Below are 22,066 nucleotides of genomic sequence, written 5' to 3'. Positions count from 1 at the left end.
TAAACCACATAACACTGCATTTAAGTTTAAAAATTAGAATTTAGCCACAAAAAAACCAGCATCATTGCTGGTTTTTTCGAATAGTGATTAATAATTAATCAACCTATAGAAGCAACAATATTAGTTGCCTTCTTTTACGAATAGATAGCCTTTACTACGTACTGTCTTGATACGTTTTGGATTTTCTGGATCATCACCGATTTTTGGACGAATACGTGAGATACGCACATCGATTGAACGATCTTGACCATCATATTCGATACCACGTAGACGCTCAAAGATATCTTCACGAGATAGGATACGACCTGCATTAGAAGCAAGCAACCATAGTAAATCGTATTCAGCACTGGTGAAATCAACCAACTCATCACCTAGGTTAACTGAACGACCACCGTTATCAATTACTAACTCGCCAAACTCTAGACGTTGTGGCACATCTTCTGATGGTGCATTTTCTGAGCGGCGCAGTAGCGCACGAATACGGGCAAGCAATACACGTGGCTGAGCAGGCTTGGCAACATAATCGTCAGCACCCATCTCAAGACCCAATACCTGATCCATGTCTTCAGTACGTGCAGTCAACATCAAAATTGGATTTTGATAATGCGGGCGTACTTCACGGCATACGGTCAAACCATCGCTACCAGGTAGCATAACATCAAGTACAACCATATCTGGCTGCTCATTGACGATACGGCGAATAGCACGATTACCATCAGTTTCAATTGCCACTTCTAAACCATTTTTGACCAAGTAATCTTGAGTCAGCATGGCCAGACGCTCATCATCTTCAACAATCAAGATTCGGGGGGTGTTGTCTTCTTCATTCGTTGTCATTGTTATATCCTCTAATACATCTAATTTAAAAGCAGTAAAAGTAAGAGCGGTAAAATTAATAGCACCATATAGTGGCACAATTGATGTTCGTATAGCTGTTACAAACTTGGTAGCACAGTATACTATTAAATTATCAGCTTCCTATACTATAGCTGATAGTCGGTAACAAAACCTATAAACTACCCCTGTCAAAACTTTAGTTTGCGTCCAGAAATTACGTCAATTACTTCGTTAGTACATCGCAATTTGTATTATCTATCGGTTGCTAATTACCCAAACCATCGAGCCAACGTTATCGCGTACAGTTACTGCTCGTTGCTTCTAATACGTTATGTCTAATATAACCATATATTAACGTTGTCGCCAGTGTCTTTTTAAGAAAATTCCAATAGGCGATGATTCATTGATAATAAAAGATTTTTCTTGAGAATAGATTGAACTGCCATAAATAATAGACAAGTCATAACTATGCGTATTTACTGCAGAACAGTTAATTTCATAATGAATAGACATAAAAAAACAGCCCATATAATGGACTGTCTTTTTATTATTACTTTTAGCGATAACCCTAAATGATTAGCTAGAGCTATCAGTAATAAACTATGCGCGGTTTTTGTACTTACGAATAGTCTGTAATTGTCCTACTGACTCTGCAAGTGAGGCCAAAGCCGCATTGGTTTGTAGCGTATCAGACTGGTTAACTAGCATTTGCTCAGCTTTTTTACGTGCTTCGACGATTTTACTTTCGTCAAGATTGTGTGCACGCATAGCTGTATCAGCCAATACCGTAACCATCTTAGGCTGTACTTCTAATACACCACCTGAGACGTAAATTACTTCTTCTTCACCGTTTGGTGTTTGCACTCGCATTGCACCTGGCTTTAGCAAAGTAATAAGCGGTGTGTGACCTGGCAATACACCAATCTCGCCTTCGGTACCAGTAGCTATTAACATGCTAATTTCGCCTGAATACAACTCTTCACGAGCACTTACGACGCGACATTGTAACGTTGCCATACTTAATTCCTTACCATCAAAGCGCGATCAAAAAACAGTAAAACTGCGATGCGTTACTGAAGAGTAGATACAAGATTTATATTATATCTACTCGTTAGCTTATGCTCATACAACTTACGCTGACTTAGACTTCATTTTTTCAGCTTTAGCGACTACTTCATCGATGCTACCAGCCATGTAGAACGCCTGCTCTGGTAGGTCATCGTATTCACCAGCGATGATTGCTTTAAAGCTAGCAATAGTATCGCGTAATGGTACGTATTTACCAGGTGCACCAGTGAAGACTTCAGCTACGTGGAATGGCTGAGACAAGAAGCGCTGAATCTTACGAGCACGATAAACAACCAGTTTATCTTCTTCTGATAACTCATCCATGCCCAAGATAGCGATGATGTCTTTAAGCTCTTTATAACGCTGTAGAACTTCCTGAACACCACGAGCAACATTGTAATGATCTTCGCCGATTACTTGTGGATCTAACTGACGCGACGTTGAATCCAATGGATCAACCGCAGGATAGATACCTTGTGATGCGATATCACGGCTTAGTACAACTGTTGCATCCAAATGAGCAAACGTCGTAGCAGGTGATGGATCGGTCAAATCATCCGCAGGTACGTATACCGCCTGAACTGAAGTAATAGAGCCTGACTGAGTTGACGTAATACGTTCTTGTAGTAAGCCCATCTCTTCAGCTAGTGTTGGCTGATAACCAACCGCTGACGGCATACGACCAAGTAGTGCTGATACTTCTGTACCCGCTAGCGTATAACGGTAGATGTTATCGACAAACAATAGTACGTCACGACCTTTACCAGTAACAGGATCTTTGGTATCACGGAAGTACTCAGCCATGGTCAAACCAGACAGTGCAACACGTAAACGGTTACCCGGTGGCTCATTCATCTGGCCATATACCATTGCTACTTTAGACTTACTGAAGTCTTCAGTGTTTACAACGCCAGCTTCCTGCATTTCGTGATAGAAATCGTTACCTTCACGAGTACGCTCACCAACACCAGCAAATACTGACAAACCTTCATGTTTTAGAGCGATGTTGTTAATCAGCTCCATCATGTTAACGGTTTTACCAACACCAGCACCGCCAAACAGACCAACTTTACCACCTTTAGCGAACGGGCAAAGTAGATCGATAACTTTAATACCAGTTTCTAGTAGCTCAGTGCTGTTTGACTGATCCGCGTAGCTTGGCGCTTCACGGTGGATAGACCATTTTTCGTCAGCAACAACAGGACCTTCTTCATCGATAGGACGACCAAGAACATCCATGATGCGACCTAGCGTACCAGTACCAACAGGCACAGAGATAGGTGCGCCAGTATTAGTAACAGGTAGGTTACGCTTTAAACCTTCAGTTGAACCCATTGCAATAGTACGTACAATACCGTCACCCAGCTGTTGCTGTACTTCTAGGGTAGTTTCGGTACCGTCTACTTGCAAGGCATCAAAAATTTGAGGAACTTCATTACGGTTGAACTCAACGTCAAGAACCGCGCCAATAATCTGTACAATACGACCGCTACTCATTGCGTTCTCCTTGAACTTCTATATATAGGTGTAGTCAATTATGAAACAGCAGCAGCACCGCCAACGATTTCCGAGATTTCTCGGGTAATCGCCGCTTGACGCAGCTTGTTATAAACCAACTGTAAATCGTTAATAAGGTCACCAGCATTATCTGTTGCCGCTTTCATCGCAACCATACGTGAAGACTGCTCAGAGGCAATGTTTTCCATTACCGCTTGATAAACAATCGACTCAATATAGCGACCAAGCAATTCATCAATTAACGTCTTGATGTCAGGCTCGTAGATATAATCCCAGCTAAGTTCTGTCTGTAGACCACTGTCTTCATCATCAAATGACTGCTCTGGTAGAGGAACCAACTGATTGACTGTTGGTTTCTGAGTCATCGCATTGACGAATCGGTTATAGACCACATAGATACGGTCAATATTACCGTTACTATAGTCTTCAAGCATCGCTTGAACCGGTGCATTTAATTGTTCAAACGTTGGTTTGTCGCCATAATCGGTCACAGCCGATGTAACTTTACCACCAAAGTTTTTGAAGAAACTCACACCTTTGGCACCGATGACTGCAAACTCAGCTTGTACAGACTGATCTTGATAATCTTGGATACTTTTAGTTAGGGCTTTGAATAAGTTAATATTCAAACCACCCGCTAGGCCACGGTCAGAGGTAATGACAATATAGCCAACCTTATTGACTGGACGCGATACCATATACGGATGTTTGTAGTCTGATGAGGCATGCACCAAATGTGAAATAACCCGGCGCATACTATCAGCATACGGGCGACCCACTTCCATGCGCTCTTGTGCACGACGCATTTTACTTGCCGCTACCATTTGCATAGCACGAGTAATTTTCTGGGTGCTTTTAATACTGGTGACTTTGGCACGTATCTCTTTTAAGCTTGCCATAATGATTCCAATATAAGAGGGTTAAAAAGCATTGGCGCATGCGACAATCGTTTGATATACAACATCAATCCTACAGAATAACATTTTATATCTTGTGGCATTACGCGATCTAATACCGGTAATGGTTAAAACAGTGGCGCAAATATCTGGTCAGACAACGCGCCACTTTATCAGCTCTAAGCTACAGTTATAACCAATTCGGCTTAACCCGTTAAATTAATAACTGTGATTTTGTTTAAAGGTCTCTAGAGATGACTTTAAACGACCTGCGATATCATCATTGTAGTTCGCAGTGTCATCAATCTCACGCATCAATTCACTTTGCTCATCATGCATATAACGTAGGTACGCTTCTTCGAAAGAACCAATCTTTTCGACAGGTACGTCAGCTAAGAAGCCTTCGTTTGAAGCATAGATAACGGCTGCTTGCTCAGAGATTGACATCGGCTGATACTGCTTCTGCTTCATCAATTCAGTCACACGCTCACCATGATCAAGCTGCTCGCGAGTTGCGTCATCAAGATCTGATGCAAACTGAGCGAATGCTGCTAGTTCACGATACTGAGCTAGAGCGGTACGAATACCACCAGATAGCTTTTTGATGATCTTAGTCTGAGCGGCACCACCAACACGAGATACCGAGATACCAGCGTTTACTGCTGGACGGATACCTGAGGCGAATAAGCTAGACTCTAGGAAGATCTGACCATCCGTGATCGAAATCACGTTAGTTGGTACGAATGCAGATACGTCACCAGCTTGTGTTTCAATGATTGGTAGAGCGGTTAAAGAACCAGTTTTACCTTTCACTTCACCATTAGTGAACTTTTCTACATAATCAGCATTTACACGTGATGCACGCTCAAGTAGGCGTGAATGTAAATAGAATACGTCACCAGGATAAGCTTCACGACCTGGCGGACGACGTAATAGTAGTGAAATCTGACGATAAGCGACTGCTTGCTTTGATAAGTCATCAAATACAATCAGTGCATCTTCGCCGCGGTCACGGAAGTATTCGCCCATCGTACAACCTGAGTACGGTGCGATATACTGAAGTGCTGCAGGCTCTGATGCTGAAGCAACCACAACAGTGGTATATTCTAGTGCGCCAGTTTGCTCAAGCTTACGTACGACGTTAGCGATAGTCGAACGTTTTTGTCCGATAGCCACGTATACACATTTAATACCTGACGCTTTCTGTGCGATGATCGCATCGATAGCCATCGCTGTTTTACCAGTCTGACGGTCACCAATGATAAGCTCGCGCTGACCACGACCGATTGGAATCATGGTATCAACGGCTTTATAACCAGTCATTACTGGTTGATCTACTGATTGACGGTCGATAACGCCTGGAGCGATCTTTTCGACTTTATCAGTCATCTTGGCATCGATAGGACCTTTGCCATCAATAGGATTACCCAAAGCATCAACAACACGGCCTAACAGCTCAGGACCTACTGGTACTTCAAGAATACGACCAGTACAATAGGCTTTTTGACCTTCTTGCAGCTTTAGGTAATCACCAAGTACTACCGCGCCAACAGAATCACGCTCTAAGTTTAGAGCCATTCCGTAGATTTCGCCTTCAAACTCAATCATTTCGCCGTACATGGCATCTTCAAGACCATGAATCTGCACGATACCGTCAGATACTTTGACAATCGTGCCTTCATTCTTTGCAGTTGCACCCGCATCAAGGTCTTGAATACGCTGCTTAATCAGGTTACTGATTTCCGCTGGATTCAATTGTTGCATTGCCTTGTTTCCTTTAATTTATGATAACCCGCCCACTGACTTAATTGCTCTTATAATCATACAGTCAATATTTGACTGTATTGATGATTGGCATTAGGCAGTTAGCTGTGTTTTTAACTGTTGTAACTTGCCGCGCATCGAATCATCAATGACTTTGTCACCGACTTTGATTGTAGCGCCTGCCAATAGACTTGGATCAACTGATTCGTGAATCACTACACTAGCATTTAGCGAGGCAGCAAGACGCGTTTGTAGCGTTTGACGCTGTTCATCAGTCAATGGGTAGGCAGAGGTCACATATGCGTCAAGCTGCTTTAAGCTTATTGCCTTGTGACGGCGATAATGCTCATAAACTTCAGGAAGCAGCGCCAGACGCTCTTGTTCTGATAACTGTTTAACGAAGTTACTAAGTGCTACTGATACTTTTGGATAGCTTACGTTACTGTCAAGGCTAGTCCCTTGAGCTTCGCTTAATAACTGCTTAAAAGCAGAATCATTAGCGCTAGCTACTTGCGTATCATAAAGATCGACCAAAGCAGCTGACTTATGCTCAGCAGAAACAGCTGGATTGTCTAGCCAAGTACTGAACGACTTGTCATTGACAACAGTGCTAGCAACAAGTAAGAAGTTTTCCCACTCGTTGACTGCGCCGTTTTCGTTGGCATAGTCAAACGCGGCTTTAGCGTACGGTCGTGCTAAGGTTGATAAGTCAGCCATTATATCCTCACAATTACAGCTTCGCCGCCAGTTGGTCTAACATACTGGCATGTTTTTGCACATCGACTTTGTCTTGCAAAATCTTCTCTGCACCAAGTACAGCCAGTTCAGCAACTTGGGCACGCAATGATTCACGCGCTTGATTGATTTCTTGATCGATAGATGCTTGCGCTTGTTGACGAATGCGCTCGCCTTCCGCTTGGGCTTGCGATTTTGCATCTTCGACGAGCTGATTGGCACTCTTGTTCGCTTGCTCGATTAAAGCGGCAGCCTTGGTCTTTGCAAGATCAAGTTCCTGCTGGACATTTTGCTCCGCGGTCGCCAAATCTGCTTTTGCTTTTTCTGCGGCATTCAGACCTTCAGCAATTTTACGCTGACGCTCATTGATGGCACCGATAAGTGGTGGCCACACGAATTTCATGCAAAAAATCACAAATATTGCAAAAGCAATGGCTTGACCGACGAGGGTAAAATTGATATTCACGTGATCACCTCTTTGTTAATGAAAAATCAGTTTCATTGATCATGTTTGGTAGTCAAATCTTGACTATATTTGATAGAAAGTCTCCGAATACCAAACATTTACAACTGAGCTTTCGGATTAACCTGCTAGAGGGTTAGCGAACAACAATAGCATAGCAATACCAACACCGATCATCGGAATAGCATCAAGAAGACCTGCTACGATGAACATACGAGTTTGCAATTGTGAGCCAAGCTCTGGTTGACGCGCAACGCCTTCTAAGAATTTTCCACCTAGAATAGCAAAACCAATACCTGTGCCAAGTGCGCCAAGACCGATAAGTAGTGCTACTGCGATAACTGTGTAACCACCTAATACTGGATCCATTGATGTATCCTCATTTACCTATTGAATGTCTAATTAATGTTCAGTTGATGATGCAAGCGACATGTAAACTATCGTCAGCATCATGAATACGAACGCTTGAAGTGTAATAACTAAGATGTGGAAGATAGCCCACGGTACCGATAACGCCCATTGAATCCAAAACGGCATTAGAGCAATCAGTATGAAAATCAATTCCCCAGCATACATGTTGCCGAATAGACGCAAACCAAGTGATACAGGTTTGGCTATTAGAGTAACTGCTTCTAGGATGAAGTTGATGGGAATCAAAATCGCTTGTACGATTGGGTTTTTGGCGCCAAACGGATGCAGTGTTAACTCACCGATAAAGCCGCCCAAACCTTTTTCTTTAATGCTATAAAAGATAATCAGTGCAAAGACAGAGAACGACATGCCAAGCGTGATGTTAGGATCAGTCGTTGGAACAATCTTAAAGAAAACATGATGTGGATCATGGCCCATAGCGGCACCGATTTGCCCAGCAATACCTGGAATGAAATCAACAGGTATCAAATCCATCAAGTTCATCAAAAAGATCCAGACAAAAATGGTCAACGCCAATGGCGCAATCAGTTTTGATGTACCACTGTATGAATCACGAACGTTGTTATCAACAAACTCAACGATCATCTCAACTGCTGCCTGAGTTTTTCCTGGCACGCCTGAAGTGACTTTTTTGGCAACCATCCAAAAGACGGCGCAAAATAAGATACCTAGACCAATCGACCATAGCATAGAATCAAGATGGATAGCGTTAAAGCCCATTGCCCCTGCTTCTTCAGCAGTATGAGCAACTTTCCAACCTTCGCCCGGCAGATAGCCATACGTCCAATTCGTTAAGTGGTGAGAGATATATTCTGATGATGTTTGCTCGGATGCCATAATGTAAGCTTCTTATTAATCAACGATTTAATCAACTACCAAAAATATGGTTGTCATCTGATGAGGTGTAGTATGGATATCTATCTTGCTATTAAGCAGACAAATAAACCGTACTAAATCACTCATGTAACCAACAACATCCAACCCATAGTTCTATTACTAATATGCAATATTTGATAGCGTGAGATAAATTTTAGCTATCAAAAAAGGGCTTATGATAACTCAGTAATAGCCCTTGCATTTTTATACGCAAAATTATTATATATGTGCTTGCCCACTGACCGTTTTTTTACGATCGGCGCTTAATGTAGCGCTTATAAGCAAAATATTTAGCCGCCTATATTAATGCAGCGTTGTATTCGTGTAAAGTCAATTGTGATTTTTTTATCCACTGTATGAATAAGTTAGCCACCAGTTTTACTTGCTAATATAGCCACTAACCATAATCAGATAACAATACTCTAATTATCAGCAATACAGATAGTTGAATAACCCCTACCCTCTCACTGCATACTACGTCTAACATTGAGACTCATAGTGCGGTCTTTACAATCACTGGTGCTATCCTAAGACAGCGTTGTGCTTCGACTTTTCGAACTAGTCATAGAGAAGCTGGACGGCAGGGTGACTTGCCAGTACTATTAATAAACCATCTGTTTAGCGATCATTTATTAGCGCTAGCGTATATGCCACAACATCCAACTGTGACTAATTTGCATTACCATAAAACCGATAAACAGCGCTGGCGCAGATAGGGGTTGTACGGTAATAAAAATTAGTGCAAAACCAAACACGGTCAATAACCATTTTGACATTTGACCCCGATATAGCTGGCTAACGATGTGTTGGCGCGCGCGATATCCGGTGTACCAAAAAATAAAAAACGCAAATACTGCTTGAGTGATAAAACTTAGTAGCGCACCAATTGCAGCGCTTTTTGCTATCGTAAGCTCACTATGTAGCCAAATAGTATCTACTAACCAAGCAATGATAATAAGGATAAATAGTATCCATGCTTGTCGTTTAATATAGATGCCAATCTTGTCTTTTTGCGTGCGTTTGGCAGGCTTGGTCATCGGTATTCCTATAGCCCTTACAGCATTGGGACAATATATCATACTTATGATAATTTTATCCGTGAATGACTTACTCTACAGGCATTACCTTTCGGCCAAAATAAAACGCTACTTATTATAGGTAGAGCGTAACTATTAAGCAAGTAAAATATGACTTTTATCAGTCACCTAACGCATTTTGCTAAGATTATTATATTATTTAGTCTGTAATAAATGCTTGAAGCGAAGCTATACAACCAACTTAAACAATCCTAGCAAATTGCTGTTTTTGACTACATTAAGAGATACATTGATATATCTGTTTGGCCATACTCTGCCAACCGCTGATAAAATCATCGCTACTACTCATATCTTCTGGCTGTACCGTACTTTCCACTGGTTGTAACTTCGCAAGTAAGCCTTTCGCTGGCTCACTTGGACTAATCAAACACATTTGCTTGGCTGGGCGCTGCTCATTCAACCAACGGAGTTGGCTTGCTTTGGGTGATAGATGATGATCCACGCTAAGGCTACCGACGAGCGTTAAGTGTAAACTATCTTCGATATATTGATACGCATCATGATAAGCCCAATAAGGTCGTGTTTTTGAGGCACTCTGAATAGAGCTTTGCTCAAATGCAGTAACTTCTTTGTCTAGTTGCTGTGCAAAATTTTTCGCGTTGGCTTGGTATAGATCTTTATATTGTGGATTGGCATGGCTATGAATCACAGCCAATGCACGGGTAATGGCTTTGGCATTTTCAGGGTCTAACCAAATATGTGGATCTAGTGTACCCGCGATAGTATCGCCCTTTACGTCACGCAATGGATGGCGATTGAATGCATCAAACTCAAATAAAGCAATGGCATTTGGGGCTGTTTTTAGACTTGCTGCTAGATTGTTTTCTAGCGGCTCACCGAACCATACGACGAACTTGCTGTCTTTGATTGCCTTGATATCACCTGGGCTGATACTACCATGATGACCCACCTCCCCCGCTTGCAATAGTCGATTGGCTGATGGCGCACCTTCCGTTACCGCTTCACTTAACAAGAATAGCGGATAATTACTAACACTGACCGTTGCAGCTTGTGCATTCAGTGTGAAAGACCCTAGAACTATCAGTCCTGTCATTAGCAAGCGCTGTAATGTGATAAGCGAACGTACGGAGTAAGTAAAAACAGCGTTCATAGTAAGCTCTTTTATTGTTAGATAGCAATGTTGGATAACGAACGTATAAGTAATAGTGTCCTGCCCCACTCCTATGAAAAAGGTAGATATACAAGACTACTATAAGACAATTCACTCAGTTCTTATTTTAGTATGTTATACTATAACAATAAAAAACGCTATCATAAAAAACGTCATGCGATTACCATGCTATTTTTAGGAGCTTGTACCATGTCTATTACTTCATCGATCTGCGAACATTTGCATGATGTGCAAGATCTGACTCCGCATGATGTTCATGAACGCTTAGCAGCAGCTAAAGAGCATTGCCGTCTAAATGGCGCGCGCTTTACTCCTTTGCGTCAGCAGATATACCAATTGGTCTTAGAGGCAGATCAGCCGGTCGGCGCTTACGACCTAATCACTCAGTTGCAGCAAATGCGATTGTCTATACCTGATGATAGCGATACTCAAAAAGTAGCGAGCTCACCGACACTGTCAGTGGACACTAAGACAACCAAAAAACGCGCGCCGAAAAATGTCGCGCCACCGACGGTTTATCGCAGTTTAGAATTTTTGCTAAGTGAAGGGTTGATTCATCAATTAACCTCTATTAATGCTTATGTTCCTTGTTGTCATCCTCGCGCCCAGCATACAGCCGCCTTCTTGATCTGCGATCAGTGTCAACGAGTGCAAGAATGCAGCAGCCTGCCCGTTCAGGAAATGATGAGCTTCGCCGAGCAAGATGTGGGGTTTGTGGTTGAGCGTAGTGTCATTGAGCTTAGCGGTCGTTGCCAAGCTTGCCAGTAAAATTAAAGCTACTATGGTTTTTGTGAGCGTTTTAAGCATGTCTCGTCGATTGTCTATTTACCTATACGTTGTCATATTATGAATACCTCTACCCTACCTTCTAATCAGTCAAATACTGCTGTTGCGAATAGCAGTACTGTGAGTAATGCTGACAAATTATTGAGCTTAAACAATATCAGTTACCATATCGGGCCTCAACGCCTGATCTCTCACATAGATATCGACATTGCTGTTAATGAGACGGTCAGCCTTATCGGTCCCAATGGCGCTGGTAAGTCAACACTAGTCAAACTCATCTTAGGTTTGATTGAGTCAACTGATGGCTCTATGACAGCACATCAGCCGCTACAGCTTGGCTACGTACCGCAGCGATTTGCTGTGCCACCGATATTGCCATTGCGCGTTTGCGACTTGTTGGCGCAAGCAGATAAAAAACGTTTAACCCCTGAACAACGACAGTTTATCTTCGATAATTTATCATTAACGCATTTACTGTCACGGCAAATGTTGCATTTATCAGGTGGTGAGACGCAGCGCGTACTATTGGCCAGAGCGCTATTAGACAAACCCAACTTGCTTATTTTAGATGAGCCGATGCAGGGTCTCGATCCTGATACTGAAGTTTGGCTATATCAGTTTATTGATGAGCTGCCTGATTTCTTACGTTGCGCCATGCTAGTGGTGTCTCATGATTTACACTGGGTCATGAAAGGCAGCCGCCGCGTCATTTGTTTGAATAAGCATATTTGCTGTGAAGGACAACCAAGCGAGCTAGCTATTAGTACTGAATTTCAAAAGCTATTTGGTCATCATTATGAGCAGCCATACGTGCATCAGCCTCATGCCTGTGAACACCATGCTCCAAGCGAGCTATAGAATTAGTAATCAAAGCTCGAAATCGTCGAAATCCAGCTCATTAAAGCCGAAACTATTAAACATATAAATAATACGGCTCTACTCTATTTATAAAATTTTTACGGACATTCATTATGACTGCTTGGTTAGCCATCATTGCGCCTGCTTGGATCGCTGGCAGTATATTAGCATTATTATCAGCGCCGTTAGGTTGCTTGGTATTGTGGCGGCGCATGGCATTTTTCGCCGATGCCTTAGCCCATGGCACGTTATTAGGTGTAGCTTTGGCTGTATGGTGGCAATTGCCAATGGGTATCGGCATTGCATTAGTCAGTGTCATGGTCGTGCTAGGACTGGTCTTGATTGATGATGAGCGTTTGCCAGTGGATGCTGTATTGGCAGTCGTGTCGGTTTCACTCTTGTGCCTAGGCTTACTGGCTTTGACCCAATTGACTGACCAACAGGCCAATGTGCTCGGATTTTTATTTGGCAACTTGCTAGACCTTGATTGGGCAGATTTGCCTTTGCTTGCTGGTAGCGTATTAGCTGGCTTGGGACTGCTTATCTATATTTGGCCTGCGCAAATCAAGCTTGCAACACATGAAGCATTGGCACGTATTCAAGGTATCAACCCAACACGGCAACGACTGTTCTTTATGGGTGTACTGGCAGGGTTTTGTGCGATTGCACTACAAGCGGTTGGAAGTCTATTAATTAGCGGATTATTAGTGCTACCTGCACTGACCGCACGTCTATGGTCAGCATCGCCAAAACAAATGGTGATTATAGCGTTGATAATCGCTCAACTGGGTGTGACACTTGGTGTGTGGGGTAGTATCTGGCTAGATATTCAAACAGGTCTTTCTATCGTCTTGATATTAGCTGCTTTATTTTTTGCTGCACTCATTTTTTCAAAGCTAATAAAGATAAAACTTTAGTTAGCGTCACTGTAAATACGTTATAATAAATAAAACATGACTGTTTTTCGCTATCTTTTTGTTCGACTTTATTTTATTAATATAATGAATACTTTAGCTCAATAATACTATAAGTCGGCTCTAACTTTAAATTTGCTATTGCTAGTTGATAGTATAAATATCGTTGATTAGAATCAAAGTAAGCTCTAGGCAAACACTGTGCTCTTCTATAGTAGATTCATGATAATTATAAATACCCAGTGAAAAATAGTAGCTCATTTATCCATACTCGCGCTAACAATACTTATTGTTGTGATTCGATAAGGGACTGAACCAATGCCAAACTATCCTGCCAATAAGTTAAGCACCTCTGACCAAACGATAAATATCTTACAAATTACTGATTTGCATTTATCGACGCCTGTCTTTGTTGATGAGAATAATATCTATAGTGATGACGTGAATTGTCAGCGTAGCTTTGAAGCCGTACTTCAGCAGGCACTTAGTGAAGATATTCGCTGTGATTTGATTATTGTGACCGGCGACTTGGTTAATCGAGTAAAGTCCTCAATTTATGATCATATTTTTGATGTATTACAAGCGACTCAGATTCCTTTTGCTTGTATTGCTGGTAATCATGATGTGACGGACGAGAATGATAAAGACTTGCCGTTTTTTCAACGAGAGCTTGTCGCTCAGCCTGCTGACTCACGTTTGTTAAGTCGTCATGTCATTGAGACTGAATACTGGCAGCTGTTGTTATTAGACTCCTCCATTTCTGGTAAGGTCGCAGGCGAGATCACGCCCACTGATATCAATTGGTTATGTGAGAGACTCAGCACCTGTGATAAGCCCGCACTAATCGCCCTACACCACCATATTGTTCCAGTTGATTCTGACTGGATTGATACCCATATGGCAGAAAACACTGAGAGTTTTTGGCAGCATATGGCACCATTTGAACAGCTACAAGTGGTGATCAGTGGACATACTCACCAAGAGCAAGTTCGACTGCGCCAAGGCGTCACGGTATATAGCACGCCATCTACCTGCTATCAGTTCAAACCTTATGAAGATGATTTTTCTTATGATGAGCATGCTTTACCAGGATATCGCTGGTTGCAATTAGCCAACAATGGAACAGTTGCAAGCTGGGTTGAAAGACTGGATACTTGATGCCCAGAATTATTGGGAATAGTATAACCCTTAGCCCTTTATACTTATAGCTTTCGTCAATAATTCCTAATGAAAAATTCAGTGATGAACAAATAAAATATGCATTCAATATAAAAAATCACTTCATTATTATTACAAACAATGATACAACTTATGAAATAAAGCAAGGGTGGCCCAATATCTAATATGAAGCCACTGCACGATAGCTAGGATGGCCCATTAACCACAAGCTCAGTTTTCACAATCAATGACCTACGGCATGCTTTAGACAGTATTATTAAAACCGAAGTTTATATAACAACCTATCTAACAATCGGTATATAACTGTCAAAATATTAAGTCTACGATATTATTTGATCAGCTGTGTTACTTGTATTACCAAGTGGTGAAACGTTTGATAAAAGGACAAATTGTAGCGTTTGTAGCATTAATAACGTCTTGTCTTTTGATACGTCGTTTTATTGAATTAATTTGAAAAAGTAGGATACCCATATGAGCACCCTGACCACGAATCCGAGTGAAGTTAAATTTACTCCTTATGTGCCGGCCGAAGACGAAGAGTATATGTCTGATGCGCAGTTGGAGCACTTTAAGGCTATTTTATTGGATTGGAAAAACCAACTGATTGGCGAAGCGGATCGTACCAAAAACTACATCCAAGATGAGTCAAGCGCCATGCCAGACATCAATGACCGTGCCACTCAAGAAGAAGAGTTTGCATTGGCATTACGTACTCGTGACCGTGAGCGCAAACTTATCCGTAAAATCGACAAATCTATGTTAGAAATCGAAAATGATGACTATGGATTTTGCGAGACTTGTGGTGTAGAGATTGGATTACGTCGCCTTGAGGCACGTCCAACCGCTACCCAATGTATCGACTGCAAAACCTTATCTGAAATCAAAGAACGTCAAAACCAAGGCGCTTAGATCAGATATTGCAGATATAAATGTAAGCATAAGCGACCTTATAATAGGTCGCTTTTTGTATTTTAGACTGTCACTATTTTGCTGTATTACTAATTTTGCTCTGTAAAACACAATCGCTTGAATAATGACATGACTAACAAAACAATCTCATTTAATGAATATCTTTTGATACTTATATTTATTATTCTATCTTTATTACCTTTTATAGACAGCCATTTATTTTGAAAACAATGCCTACCGTCATGCCAACTCAAACGTTACCATCACAGCCCATTGGCCGCTTTGCGCCCTCACCAACGGGTGAGTTACATCTTGGCTCTCTAACCACTGCGCTTGCCAGCTTTTGCCATATCAAATCAATCGGTGGTAAATGGCTGTTGCGTATGGAAGATACCGATACTGAACGCTGTGACAGGCAGTTCACTGAGCAAATTTTGATGGATCTTGAGGCACTTGGATTGCATTGGGATGGTGATGTCATTTATCAGTCTGAGCGCATTGATATCTATAACGATTATCTATCATCATATCTGCGGCCGTTGACCTATGGCTGCCAATGCTCTCGTAAAGACTTAGAACAGTACTGGGCGCAAGAAGAGATAAGTAGAAATCATAGTCTTGCTAGCTTAGCTGCGCTGACCGACCAGACATCGTTAGACGAACAAATTTCACCAATTGATCAAGTACATTCAAATCGGCAGCGCTATCCGCGTCGCTGTGTGGCAACTAACCTTGATAGACAGCAGCATAAGCTACGTATTCAACTACCAGACTATCGGATTGGGTTCAATGATGGTATCCAAGGACTACAATGGGATAATCCGCAGCAGACATTAGGCGATATGGTCGCTCGTCGCCAAGATGGTATGATCAATTACATACTGGCAGCCAGTCTCGATGATGGTCTACAGCAGGTTACTCATATCATGCGTGGCCTTGATATTCTACCTATGACGACTGCACAGATCGGCATTATGCAAGCCGCCCGCCTACCCACTATTGACCAATGGTATCATTTGCCATTGATTAATAATGCTGACGGTCAAAAACTCTCTAAACAAAACCTTGCTCAACCAATCGACACATCAGATCCGAGTCAACTTATTGCTGAAGCCTTATCGCTATTACATCAAGCAAAGGTCGATGTCGATACCCCAGAAAACATGCTCAAACAAGCCATTGCTCAATGGGACAATACCCCACTACAAGGCAAGCAACAGTTAAACCTGTCCTATTAATAGGAGTTCAAAAGCTATAAGTAGACAATAAAAAGCGCCACTATGAGTGACGCTTTTATTGCAATAATGCTAGACACTATTTACCGAAACTCTGAATCTATGCAGAGACTGTTATATATAGAGCCTATTAGTAATAACGGCATTGGCTTTTTTCTATTTCAGGGCTTTCTTTATATATCTTCAATAATAGCGCGACCATAACCAAGCTAATCAACATAGACGAACCGCCATAACTAAAGAACGGCATAGTCAGACCTTTGGTTGGAATGGCGCCCATATTCATTGCAGCGTTAATAATCGTCTGGGCAATAAATACTACACCGATTCCGAAAGCGGTATAGCTCATACGCATTTGACGGCGTTTCAGCGCGTTGTAACTGATACGCATCGCACTACCGATGATCAACGCTTCAAGTATCAGCACCATGCTGACACCGACGAACCCTAACTCTTCACCCGTAATGGCTAATAAGAAATCCGTATGCGCCTCAGGCAAATGCGACAGTTTCTGTACACTTTCGCCATAGCCAACACCCGTGAACTGCCCACGACCAAAGGCGATCAAACTACGTGCCAGCTGATAATCAGTATCCTGCACATCGTCAAATGGATCCATAAACGACATCACACGCACCAGTCGGTACTCTGCCGTAGTCACCATCAATACAGCTCCGCCAACAGCAGCAGCACCCAATGCTAAGAAATGCTTATAAGGTGCCCCAGCGATATAAAAAATCGCGAACAGCGTACCAATAATGACGACAAAAGAACCAAAATCCGGCTGCGACAATAACAGTATCGTTATCAGTGCCACTACCAGCATAATTCGTAAGAAACCGTCTAGGCCATTACGAACTTCAAAAGATCGGCGCACCACAAAGTCAGATACAAACACAATCATGACCAGTTTGGCTAACTCGGCTACCTGAAAGTTAAAACCACCTACCGTAAGCCAGCGTTTGGAACCATTGATTGGTGTGCTAAACAACGTGGCAACAAGCAGTAGCCCTGTGATGCCTAACAAAGCAAACTGGGTCTCGGTCTTATATAGGGTGCGTAAAGACACGCCATAATAAGGAATGACCGCAACGATTAAACCAATCGTCATATACAACAGCTGATTTTTGAAAAAATACAGCTCTGTCATACCGCGGCTAAGCGCAAAAGGAATAGAAGCAGAAGCAACCATCAGCAGACTAAGCACCATCATACAGCCGACGCTTGATAATAAAATTGCGCGCGCTGATGGCATAGACAGAACACCATCTGAGCCAGAGGCTTGCTTGGTTTGGGGCGAGGAACGAAAAAAAGAAGAGAGCGCCATAATTTTATATACACTAACAAACGAAAAAACACGGCGTCTATGAAACGCCACCGTTTAAAAAATCATAAAATAAATCGTACTAAATAGATGGTGATAGAAAACCTGTAACCATCGGCAAACGCCTTAGCTAGCACCTATTTCAGTAATCAGGATTATATGCTTGACAGTAGCAGCAATCTATAAGCAAAACAATCATTTATCCAGAAAATACTGGCTGTTGCTAGAGAAGAGACATCTGCTATGCCAATCTATATAGCTGCTTAATATATTCGACTACCTATCGAGCTTCTGATTGTGCGGTATCTAATTGATTGACCAGTTGGCTAAAGTGGTCACCGCGAGCCGCATAACCACTATATTGGTCAAAGCTGGCACAGGCAGGTGACAACAATACAGCCTGCACTTGCGATAAGCTACTGGTAGTGACTTGTTGGATAGTCGCAAAGGCATTCTCTAACGTCTGACACTGATGTAGTGCGACATCATCACTCAATTTTGCAGCTCTGAGATGTTGTTCAATCTGCTGACCATCTTCACCAATAAACAAGACTTGGCTCACATATTGATTGATAAAAGGAGTCAATTCACCAAACTGTTGCCCTTTGCCTTGCCCACCTAAGATCAATAATAGCTTACCGTCTTTTGGCGCATAGACTGCACCCAAGCCTTCGATAGCGGCCATGGTCGAACCAATATTGGTGCCTTTAGAATCATTGAAATAATCAATACCAGCAGCATTAGCCACATATTGGCAACGGTGTTCAAGGCCTGAGAACTGCTGCAAAGTGGTCAGCATACTCTCTAGCGGTAATCCTGCCAGCTCACCAAGTGCCAGAGCCGCTTGCGCATTCAGTAGATTATGACGACCTTTAATCAACAGTTTGTCTGCCGACAGTAATCGTTCTGTACCACGAGCAAGATAAGTTTGGCCTTCTGTGTCGGTAATAAGACCATACTGACCTTTATCAGGAGCATGAATACCTGTACTAATTCTCGGTAGATTGTCCGCGACCAATGGACGAGTGAGCGCATCTTCACGGTTAATCATCACCGACTTGGCACCTTGGAATATACGGTGTTTGGCTTGATGGTAGCCAAGCATGTCTCCATGACGATCTAAATGATCAGGCGACATATTGAGCACAGTCGCTACTTTTGCGCCCAAGTTAGTGACGGTTTCTAATTGGAAACTAGACAGCTCAAGCACTGCAAGCTCCATATCAGAATTATCTAGCAATGTTAAAGCTGGCACACCGATATTGCCGCCGACACCCACATTAACGCCAGCATCAACCGCCATTTGGCCGACTAACGTAGTGACCGTACTTTTAGCGTTAGAACCTGTAATCGCTACGATGGGTGCGGTACACGCTTCGCAGAACAGTTGAATATCACTAACTACAGGAATATTGGCTTGGCGAGCAGCAGCCACAGCGGCAGTCTCAAGAGAAATACCTGGGCTAATAATAATACGTGCCGCTTGCTGCAATAAATCGGCATCTATCGCACCAAACTGACGAATCTCTATCTCGGCTGGCAACTGATCGGCCAATTTAGGGGTAACTTGAGCATCAGTGACTGCGACTTGATAGCCTTGCTTAGCCAGATAATGCGCGACGGACAATCCAGACTGCCCCAAACCGACCACGACTTGTAGACCACTACCCTTATGAAGTAAGGCTTCTGTTGCTGTATTAGTGGTCATATCTATTCCTTCTATTAAACGAGAAAAATTGCATCAAATAAGTATGCTATATAGCGACTCTAATCGACACCGCTAAGATGTCCAGCATCTTAACGCCATCGTTCAGATTTCGGTACTGATTTTTTATGACTTTATGCTATTATTCGCCTGTTTTTATATTAAGTGGCTAATGCTATAATAGTCAGCTTGATTAATATTTATCAGTATTTTGCTGAGCACATTGCTCAAGCATTTTAGTTTAGCATGTTGTCACATTTATCGCGCTATTGTCACGCCTCCTCATCAACGATTATTGTTGTAATAAGGGTGTATCAGACAATTTTGATAATTTGACGTGTGATATATCACCTTCTACTGCAGCAAGTGATTGCTGACTCTATATATTATTGTAGGTACATCTATCTAGTTGCCTATTTTAAGCAATCTTTTAAAAAATATTTTTAGGTAATTTACTGCCCTTATCATCGTATTGATTATTGATGAGCGTATTTTTGATACCAAAAAAATCAGTAGATACCTCGGTTGTTAGTTAGATATCTTGATTATTAGTTTCTCACAATCCAACACAGCAACATGACCTAGTGCATGTTGAAGTAAAAGAAAAATGAATAGCTATTATTAGCAACGCGATCATTTTATAAATGAGTAATGATTACTTTTTTTGCCTCTAACCCTATGTAGTTTACTTATGACATCTTTTATTGATAACTTGCGTGACGAGTGGTTTTCCAATGTTCGCGGTGACGTTTTATCGGGTTTGGTTGTAGCCCTAGCCCTTATACCAGAAGCCATTGCCTTTTCTATTATCGCTGGTGTTGATCCAAAAGTTGGCTTATACGCCTCATTTTGTATCGCGGTAGTGATCAGTTTTGTCGGTGGTCGTCCAGGTATGATTTCGGCGGCGACTGGCGCTATGGCACTGGTCATGGTCGACTTGGTTGCTGACCATGGTCTGCAATATTTGCTTGCCGCAACTTTGCTTTGCGGTGCCATTCAGGTCGTGATGGGCATTCTAAAGCTTGGTAATCTGATGCGCTTTGTCTCTCGCTCAGTGGTTATCGGTTTCGTCAACGCTCTAGCAATATTAATTTTTGCCGCGCAATTACCAGAATTGAACCCGATGACTGAGCGTGTTGGCATGACCGTTTATATCATGACGGCAGCTGGTTTGGCGATTATTTATCTGTTTCCACTTATTCCTAAAATCGGTCGCATCGTTCCTTCACCGCTTATTTGTATTGTAGGTTTGACCGCTGTTGCAATGTATATGAATCTCGATATTCGCAATGTTGGCAGCATGGGTGATTTGCCAGATTCATTGCCAGTATTCTTGTTACCTGATATTCCGTTAAACCTAAATACCTTGCTGATTATTGCGCCATACTCTATCGCGCTTGCCATCGTCGGTCTTTTAGAATCTATGATGACAGCGACGATCGTCGATGAATTGACCGATACACCAAGTGATAAAAACAAAGAGTGTCGTGGTCAAGGTATGGCCAACGTTGTGTCAGGTTTCTTTGGTGGTATGGCAGGCTGTGCGATGATTGGCCAATCAATGATCAACGTCAAATCGGGTGGTCGTACGCGCTTGTCTACTTTGATGGCCGGTGTCGTCCTTCTGATTATGGTCGTGTTCTTAAGTGAATGGGTCAGTCAAATTCCAATGGCAGCCTTGGTTGCAGTCATGATTATGGTATCGATTGGTACGTTTAACTGGCAATCTATTCGCGAATTTAAGACACACCCAATGTCGTTCAATATCGTCATGCTAGCGACTGTATTGACTACCGTCTTTACTCACAACTTAGCTTACGGTGTCGGCGTAGGTGTCTTACTATCTGCTTTGGCATTTGCCAATAAAATTGGTCAGTTCCTAACCATCTTTAGTGAATATGATGACAGCAGCAACACTCGCTACTATTATGTTCAAGGACAGGTATTCTTTGCCTCTACTACCCAGTTCTTACATAGTTTTGATACCAAAGAGGCTGTAGATAGTATTCAGATTGATGTAAGCCAAGCACATTTTTGGGATGTTAGCGCTGTTGATACCTTGGACAAACTAGTGATGCGCTTGCAACGTGAAGGCATTGATGTCAAAGTGGTAGGACTCAACAATGCGAGTCGAACACTGATTGATCGCTTCTCTGTTCATGACCGCCGAGACATTGGCTTGTTAGACTAAGCGAAACTGCTAAGCGAATCTACGCGGTTGCCATGTGGCTATATTATTAGTCTATGGCTAATATATCGGATATTAATAGACAGTTATATTGGTAAAAGGGTTGGATGTATTTTGCATACGCCAACCCTAAACTGAGATAGCCGATTT

Annotated in this window: 20 protein-coding genes; 7 read left to right on the top strand and 13 right to left on the bottom strand. The window is 42.2% G+C overall.

All coding sequences use genetic code 11. The features are described 5' to 3' along the window. Nucleotides 1-120: 120 nt before the first annotated feature. The 11 genes from ACTXGF_RS14565 to ACTXGF_RS14515 all read right to left on the bottom strand — a co-directional run bounded on the left by ACTXGF_RS14565 (nucleotide 121) and on the right by ACTXGF_RS14515 (nucleotide 10,797). A complete protein-coding gene (locus ACTXGF_RS14565) occupies nucleotides 121-837 on the bottom strand; it encodes a response regulator (RefSeq protein WP_057761994.1) in 717 nt (238 codons plus the stop codon). 600 nt (nucleotides 838-1,437) lie between these two features. Further along, nucleotides 1,438-1,854 carry a F0F1 ATP synthase subunit epsilon gene (locus ACTXGF_RS14560; RefSeq protein WP_057761996.1) on the bottom strand — a complete coding sequence of 139 codons (417 nt, stop codon included), beginning with the start codon at nucleotides 1,852-1,854 and terminating at the stop codon, nucleotides 1,438-1,440. Between the two features lie 114 nt (nucleotides 1,855-1,968). Next, nucleotides 1,969-3,402 carry a F0F1 ATP synthase subunit beta gene (gene atpD / locus ACTXGF_RS14555; protein ID WP_057761998.1) on the bottom strand — a complete coding sequence of 478 codons (1,434 nt, stop codon included), beginning with the start codon at nucleotides 3,400-3,402 and terminating at the stop codon, nucleotides 1,969-1,971. Nucleotides 3,403-3,440: 38 nt separating this feature from the next. After that, complete coding sequence (atpG, locus tag ACTXGF_RS14550) at nucleotides 3,441-4,322, bottom strand: F0F1 ATP synthase subunit gamma (protein WP_102093132.1); 882 nt, start codon at nucleotides 4,320-4,322, stop codon at nucleotides 3,441-3,443. A 216-nt stretch (nucleotides 4,323-4,538) separates the two neighbouring features. After that, a complete protein-coding gene (atpA, locus tag ACTXGF_RS14545; protein ID WP_057762002.1) occupies nucleotides 4,539-6,083 on the bottom strand; it encodes a F0F1 ATP synthase subunit alpha in 1,545 nt (514 codons plus the stop codon). A gap of 93 nt (nucleotides 6,084-6,176) precedes the next feature. Continuing rightward, nucleotides 6,177-6,800 (bottom strand): F0F1 ATP synthase subunit delta, encoded by a 624-nt coding sequence (locus ACTXGF_RS14540; RefSeq protein ID WP_057762004.1) that lies wholly within the window; start codon nucleotides 6,798-6,800, stop codon nucleotides 6,177-6,179. Nucleotides 6,801-6,813: 13 nt separating this feature from the next. Further along, the gene (locus ACTXGF_RS14535; protein ID WP_101205956.1) at nucleotides 6,814-7,284 is read right to left on the bottom strand and encodes a F0F1 ATP synthase subunit B; all 471 of its coding nucleotides are present in this window, start codon (nucleotides 7,282-7,284) and stop codon (nucleotides 6,814-6,816) included. A gap of 117 nt (nucleotides 7,285-7,401) precedes the next feature. Further along, nucleotides 7,402-7,650, bottom strand: coding sequence for a F0F1 ATP synthase subunit C (gene atpE / locus ACTXGF_RS14530; RefSeq protein WP_010197960.1), 249 nt, complete (start codon nucleotides 7,648-7,650; stop codon nucleotides 7,402-7,404). A gap of 33 nt (nucleotides 7,651-7,683) precedes the next feature. Continuing rightward, entirely contained in the window at nucleotides 7,684-8,550 is an 867-nt protein-coding gene (atpB, locus tag ACTXGF_RS14525) for a F0F1 ATP synthase subunit A (RefSeq protein WP_101205957.1), read from the bottom strand. A 677-nt stretch (nucleotides 8,551-9,227) separates the two neighbouring features. Further along, nucleotides 9,228-9,626, bottom strand: coding sequence for an ATP synthase subunit I (locus tag ACTXGF_RS14520; RefSeq protein ID WP_057762011.1), 399 nt, complete (start codon nucleotides 9,624-9,626; stop codon nucleotides 9,228-9,230). 277 nt (nucleotides 9,627-9,903) lie between these two features. After that, nucleotides 9,904-10,797, bottom strand: coding sequence for a metal ABC transporter solute-binding protein, Zn/Mn family (locus ACTXGF_RS14515; protein WP_443534994.1), 894 nt, complete (start codon nucleotides 10,795-10,797; stop codon nucleotides 9,904-9,906). A 210-nt stretch (nucleotides 10,798-11,007) separates the two neighbouring features. Between ACTXGF_RS14515 and ACTXGF_RS14510 the strand changes: the two genes are divergently transcribed. From ACTXGF_RS14510 to gluQRS, 6 genes are all read left to right on the top strand, one after another. Continuing rightward, nucleotides 11,008-11,586: a Fur family transcriptional regulator gene (locus ACTXGF_RS14510; protein WP_443534996.1), complete on the top strand. Its 579-nt coding sequence runs from the start codon at nucleotides 11,008-11,010 to the stop codon at nucleotides 11,584-11,586. A 78-nt stretch (nucleotides 11,587-11,664) separates the two neighbouring features. Further along, a complete protein-coding gene (locus tag ACTXGF_RS14505; protein ID WP_443534998.1) occupies nucleotides 11,665-12,462 on the top strand; it encodes a metal ABC transporter ATP-binding protein in 798 nt (265 codons plus the stop codon). A 113-nt stretch (nucleotides 12,463-12,575) separates the two neighbouring features. Further along, entirely contained in the window at nucleotides 12,576-13,379 is an 804-nt protein-coding gene (locus ACTXGF_RS14500) for a metal ABC transporter permease (RefSeq protein ID WP_290178523.1), read from the top strand. A gap of 315 nt (nucleotides 13,380-13,694) precedes the next feature. Then, the gene (locus ACTXGF_RS14495; RefSeq protein WP_443535001.1) at nucleotides 13,695-14,534 is read left to right on the top strand and encodes a metallophosphoesterase; all 840 of its coding nucleotides are present in this window, start codon (nucleotides 13,695-13,697) and stop codon (nucleotides 14,532-14,534) included. Between the two features lie 492 nt (nucleotides 14,535-15,026). Beyond that, nucleotides 15,027-15,464 carry an RNA polymerase-binding protein DksA gene (dksA, locus tag ACTXGF_RS14490; protein WP_443535003.1) on the top strand — a complete coding sequence of 146 codons (438 nt, stop codon included), beginning with the start codon at nucleotides 15,027-15,029 and terminating at the stop codon, nucleotides 15,462-15,464. A 242-nt stretch (nucleotides 15,465-15,706) separates the two neighbouring features. Next, nucleotides 15,707-16,702, top strand: coding sequence for a tRNA glutamyl-Q(34) synthetase GluQRS (gene gluQRS, locus ACTXGF_RS14485; protein WP_443535005.1), 996 nt, complete (start codon nucleotides 15,707-15,709; stop codon nucleotides 16,700-16,702). Nucleotides 16,703-16,829: 127 nt separating this feature from the next. On the opposite strand, the gene ACTXGF_RS14480 is transcribed toward gluQRS, so the two are convergent. Together ACTXGF_RS14480 and murD are read right to left on the bottom strand one after the other, a co-directional pair. Further along, nucleotides 16,830-18,026 carry an FtsW/RodA/SpoVE family cell cycle protein gene (locus ACTXGF_RS14480; protein WP_180958148.1) on the bottom strand — a complete coding sequence of 399 codons (1,197 nt, stop codon included), beginning with the start codon at nucleotides 18,024-18,026 and terminating at the stop codon, nucleotides 16,830-16,832. 277 nt (nucleotides 18,027-18,303) lie between these two features. After that, nucleotides 18,304-19,731: a UDP-N-acetylmuramoyl-L-alanine--D-glutamate ligase gene (gene murD, locus ACTXGF_RS14475; protein ID WP_443535007.1), complete on the bottom strand. Its 1,428-nt coding sequence runs from the start codon at nucleotides 19,729-19,731 to the stop codon at nucleotides 18,304-18,306. A 688-nt stretch (nucleotides 19,732-20,419) separates the two neighbouring features. Here murD and ACTXGF_RS14470 point away from each other — a divergent pair. Further along, nucleotides 20,420-21,919, top strand: coding sequence for a SulP family inorganic anion transporter (locus ACTXGF_RS14470; protein WP_057762027.1), 1,500 nt, complete (start codon nucleotides 20,420-20,422; stop codon nucleotides 21,917-21,919). The last annotated feature ends 147 nt before the right edge of the window (nucleotides 21,920-22,066 follow it).

The sequence above is a fragment of the Psychrobacter sp. 1Y6 genome (assembly GCF_052258385.2).
Classification (GTDB): Bacteria; Pseudomonadota; Gammaproteobacteria; order Pseudomonadales; family Moraxellaceae; genus Psychrobacter.
The sequence above is the reverse complement of the archived record's forward strand: the minus strand, read 5'-3'. Positions and strand labels throughout refer to the sequence as shown.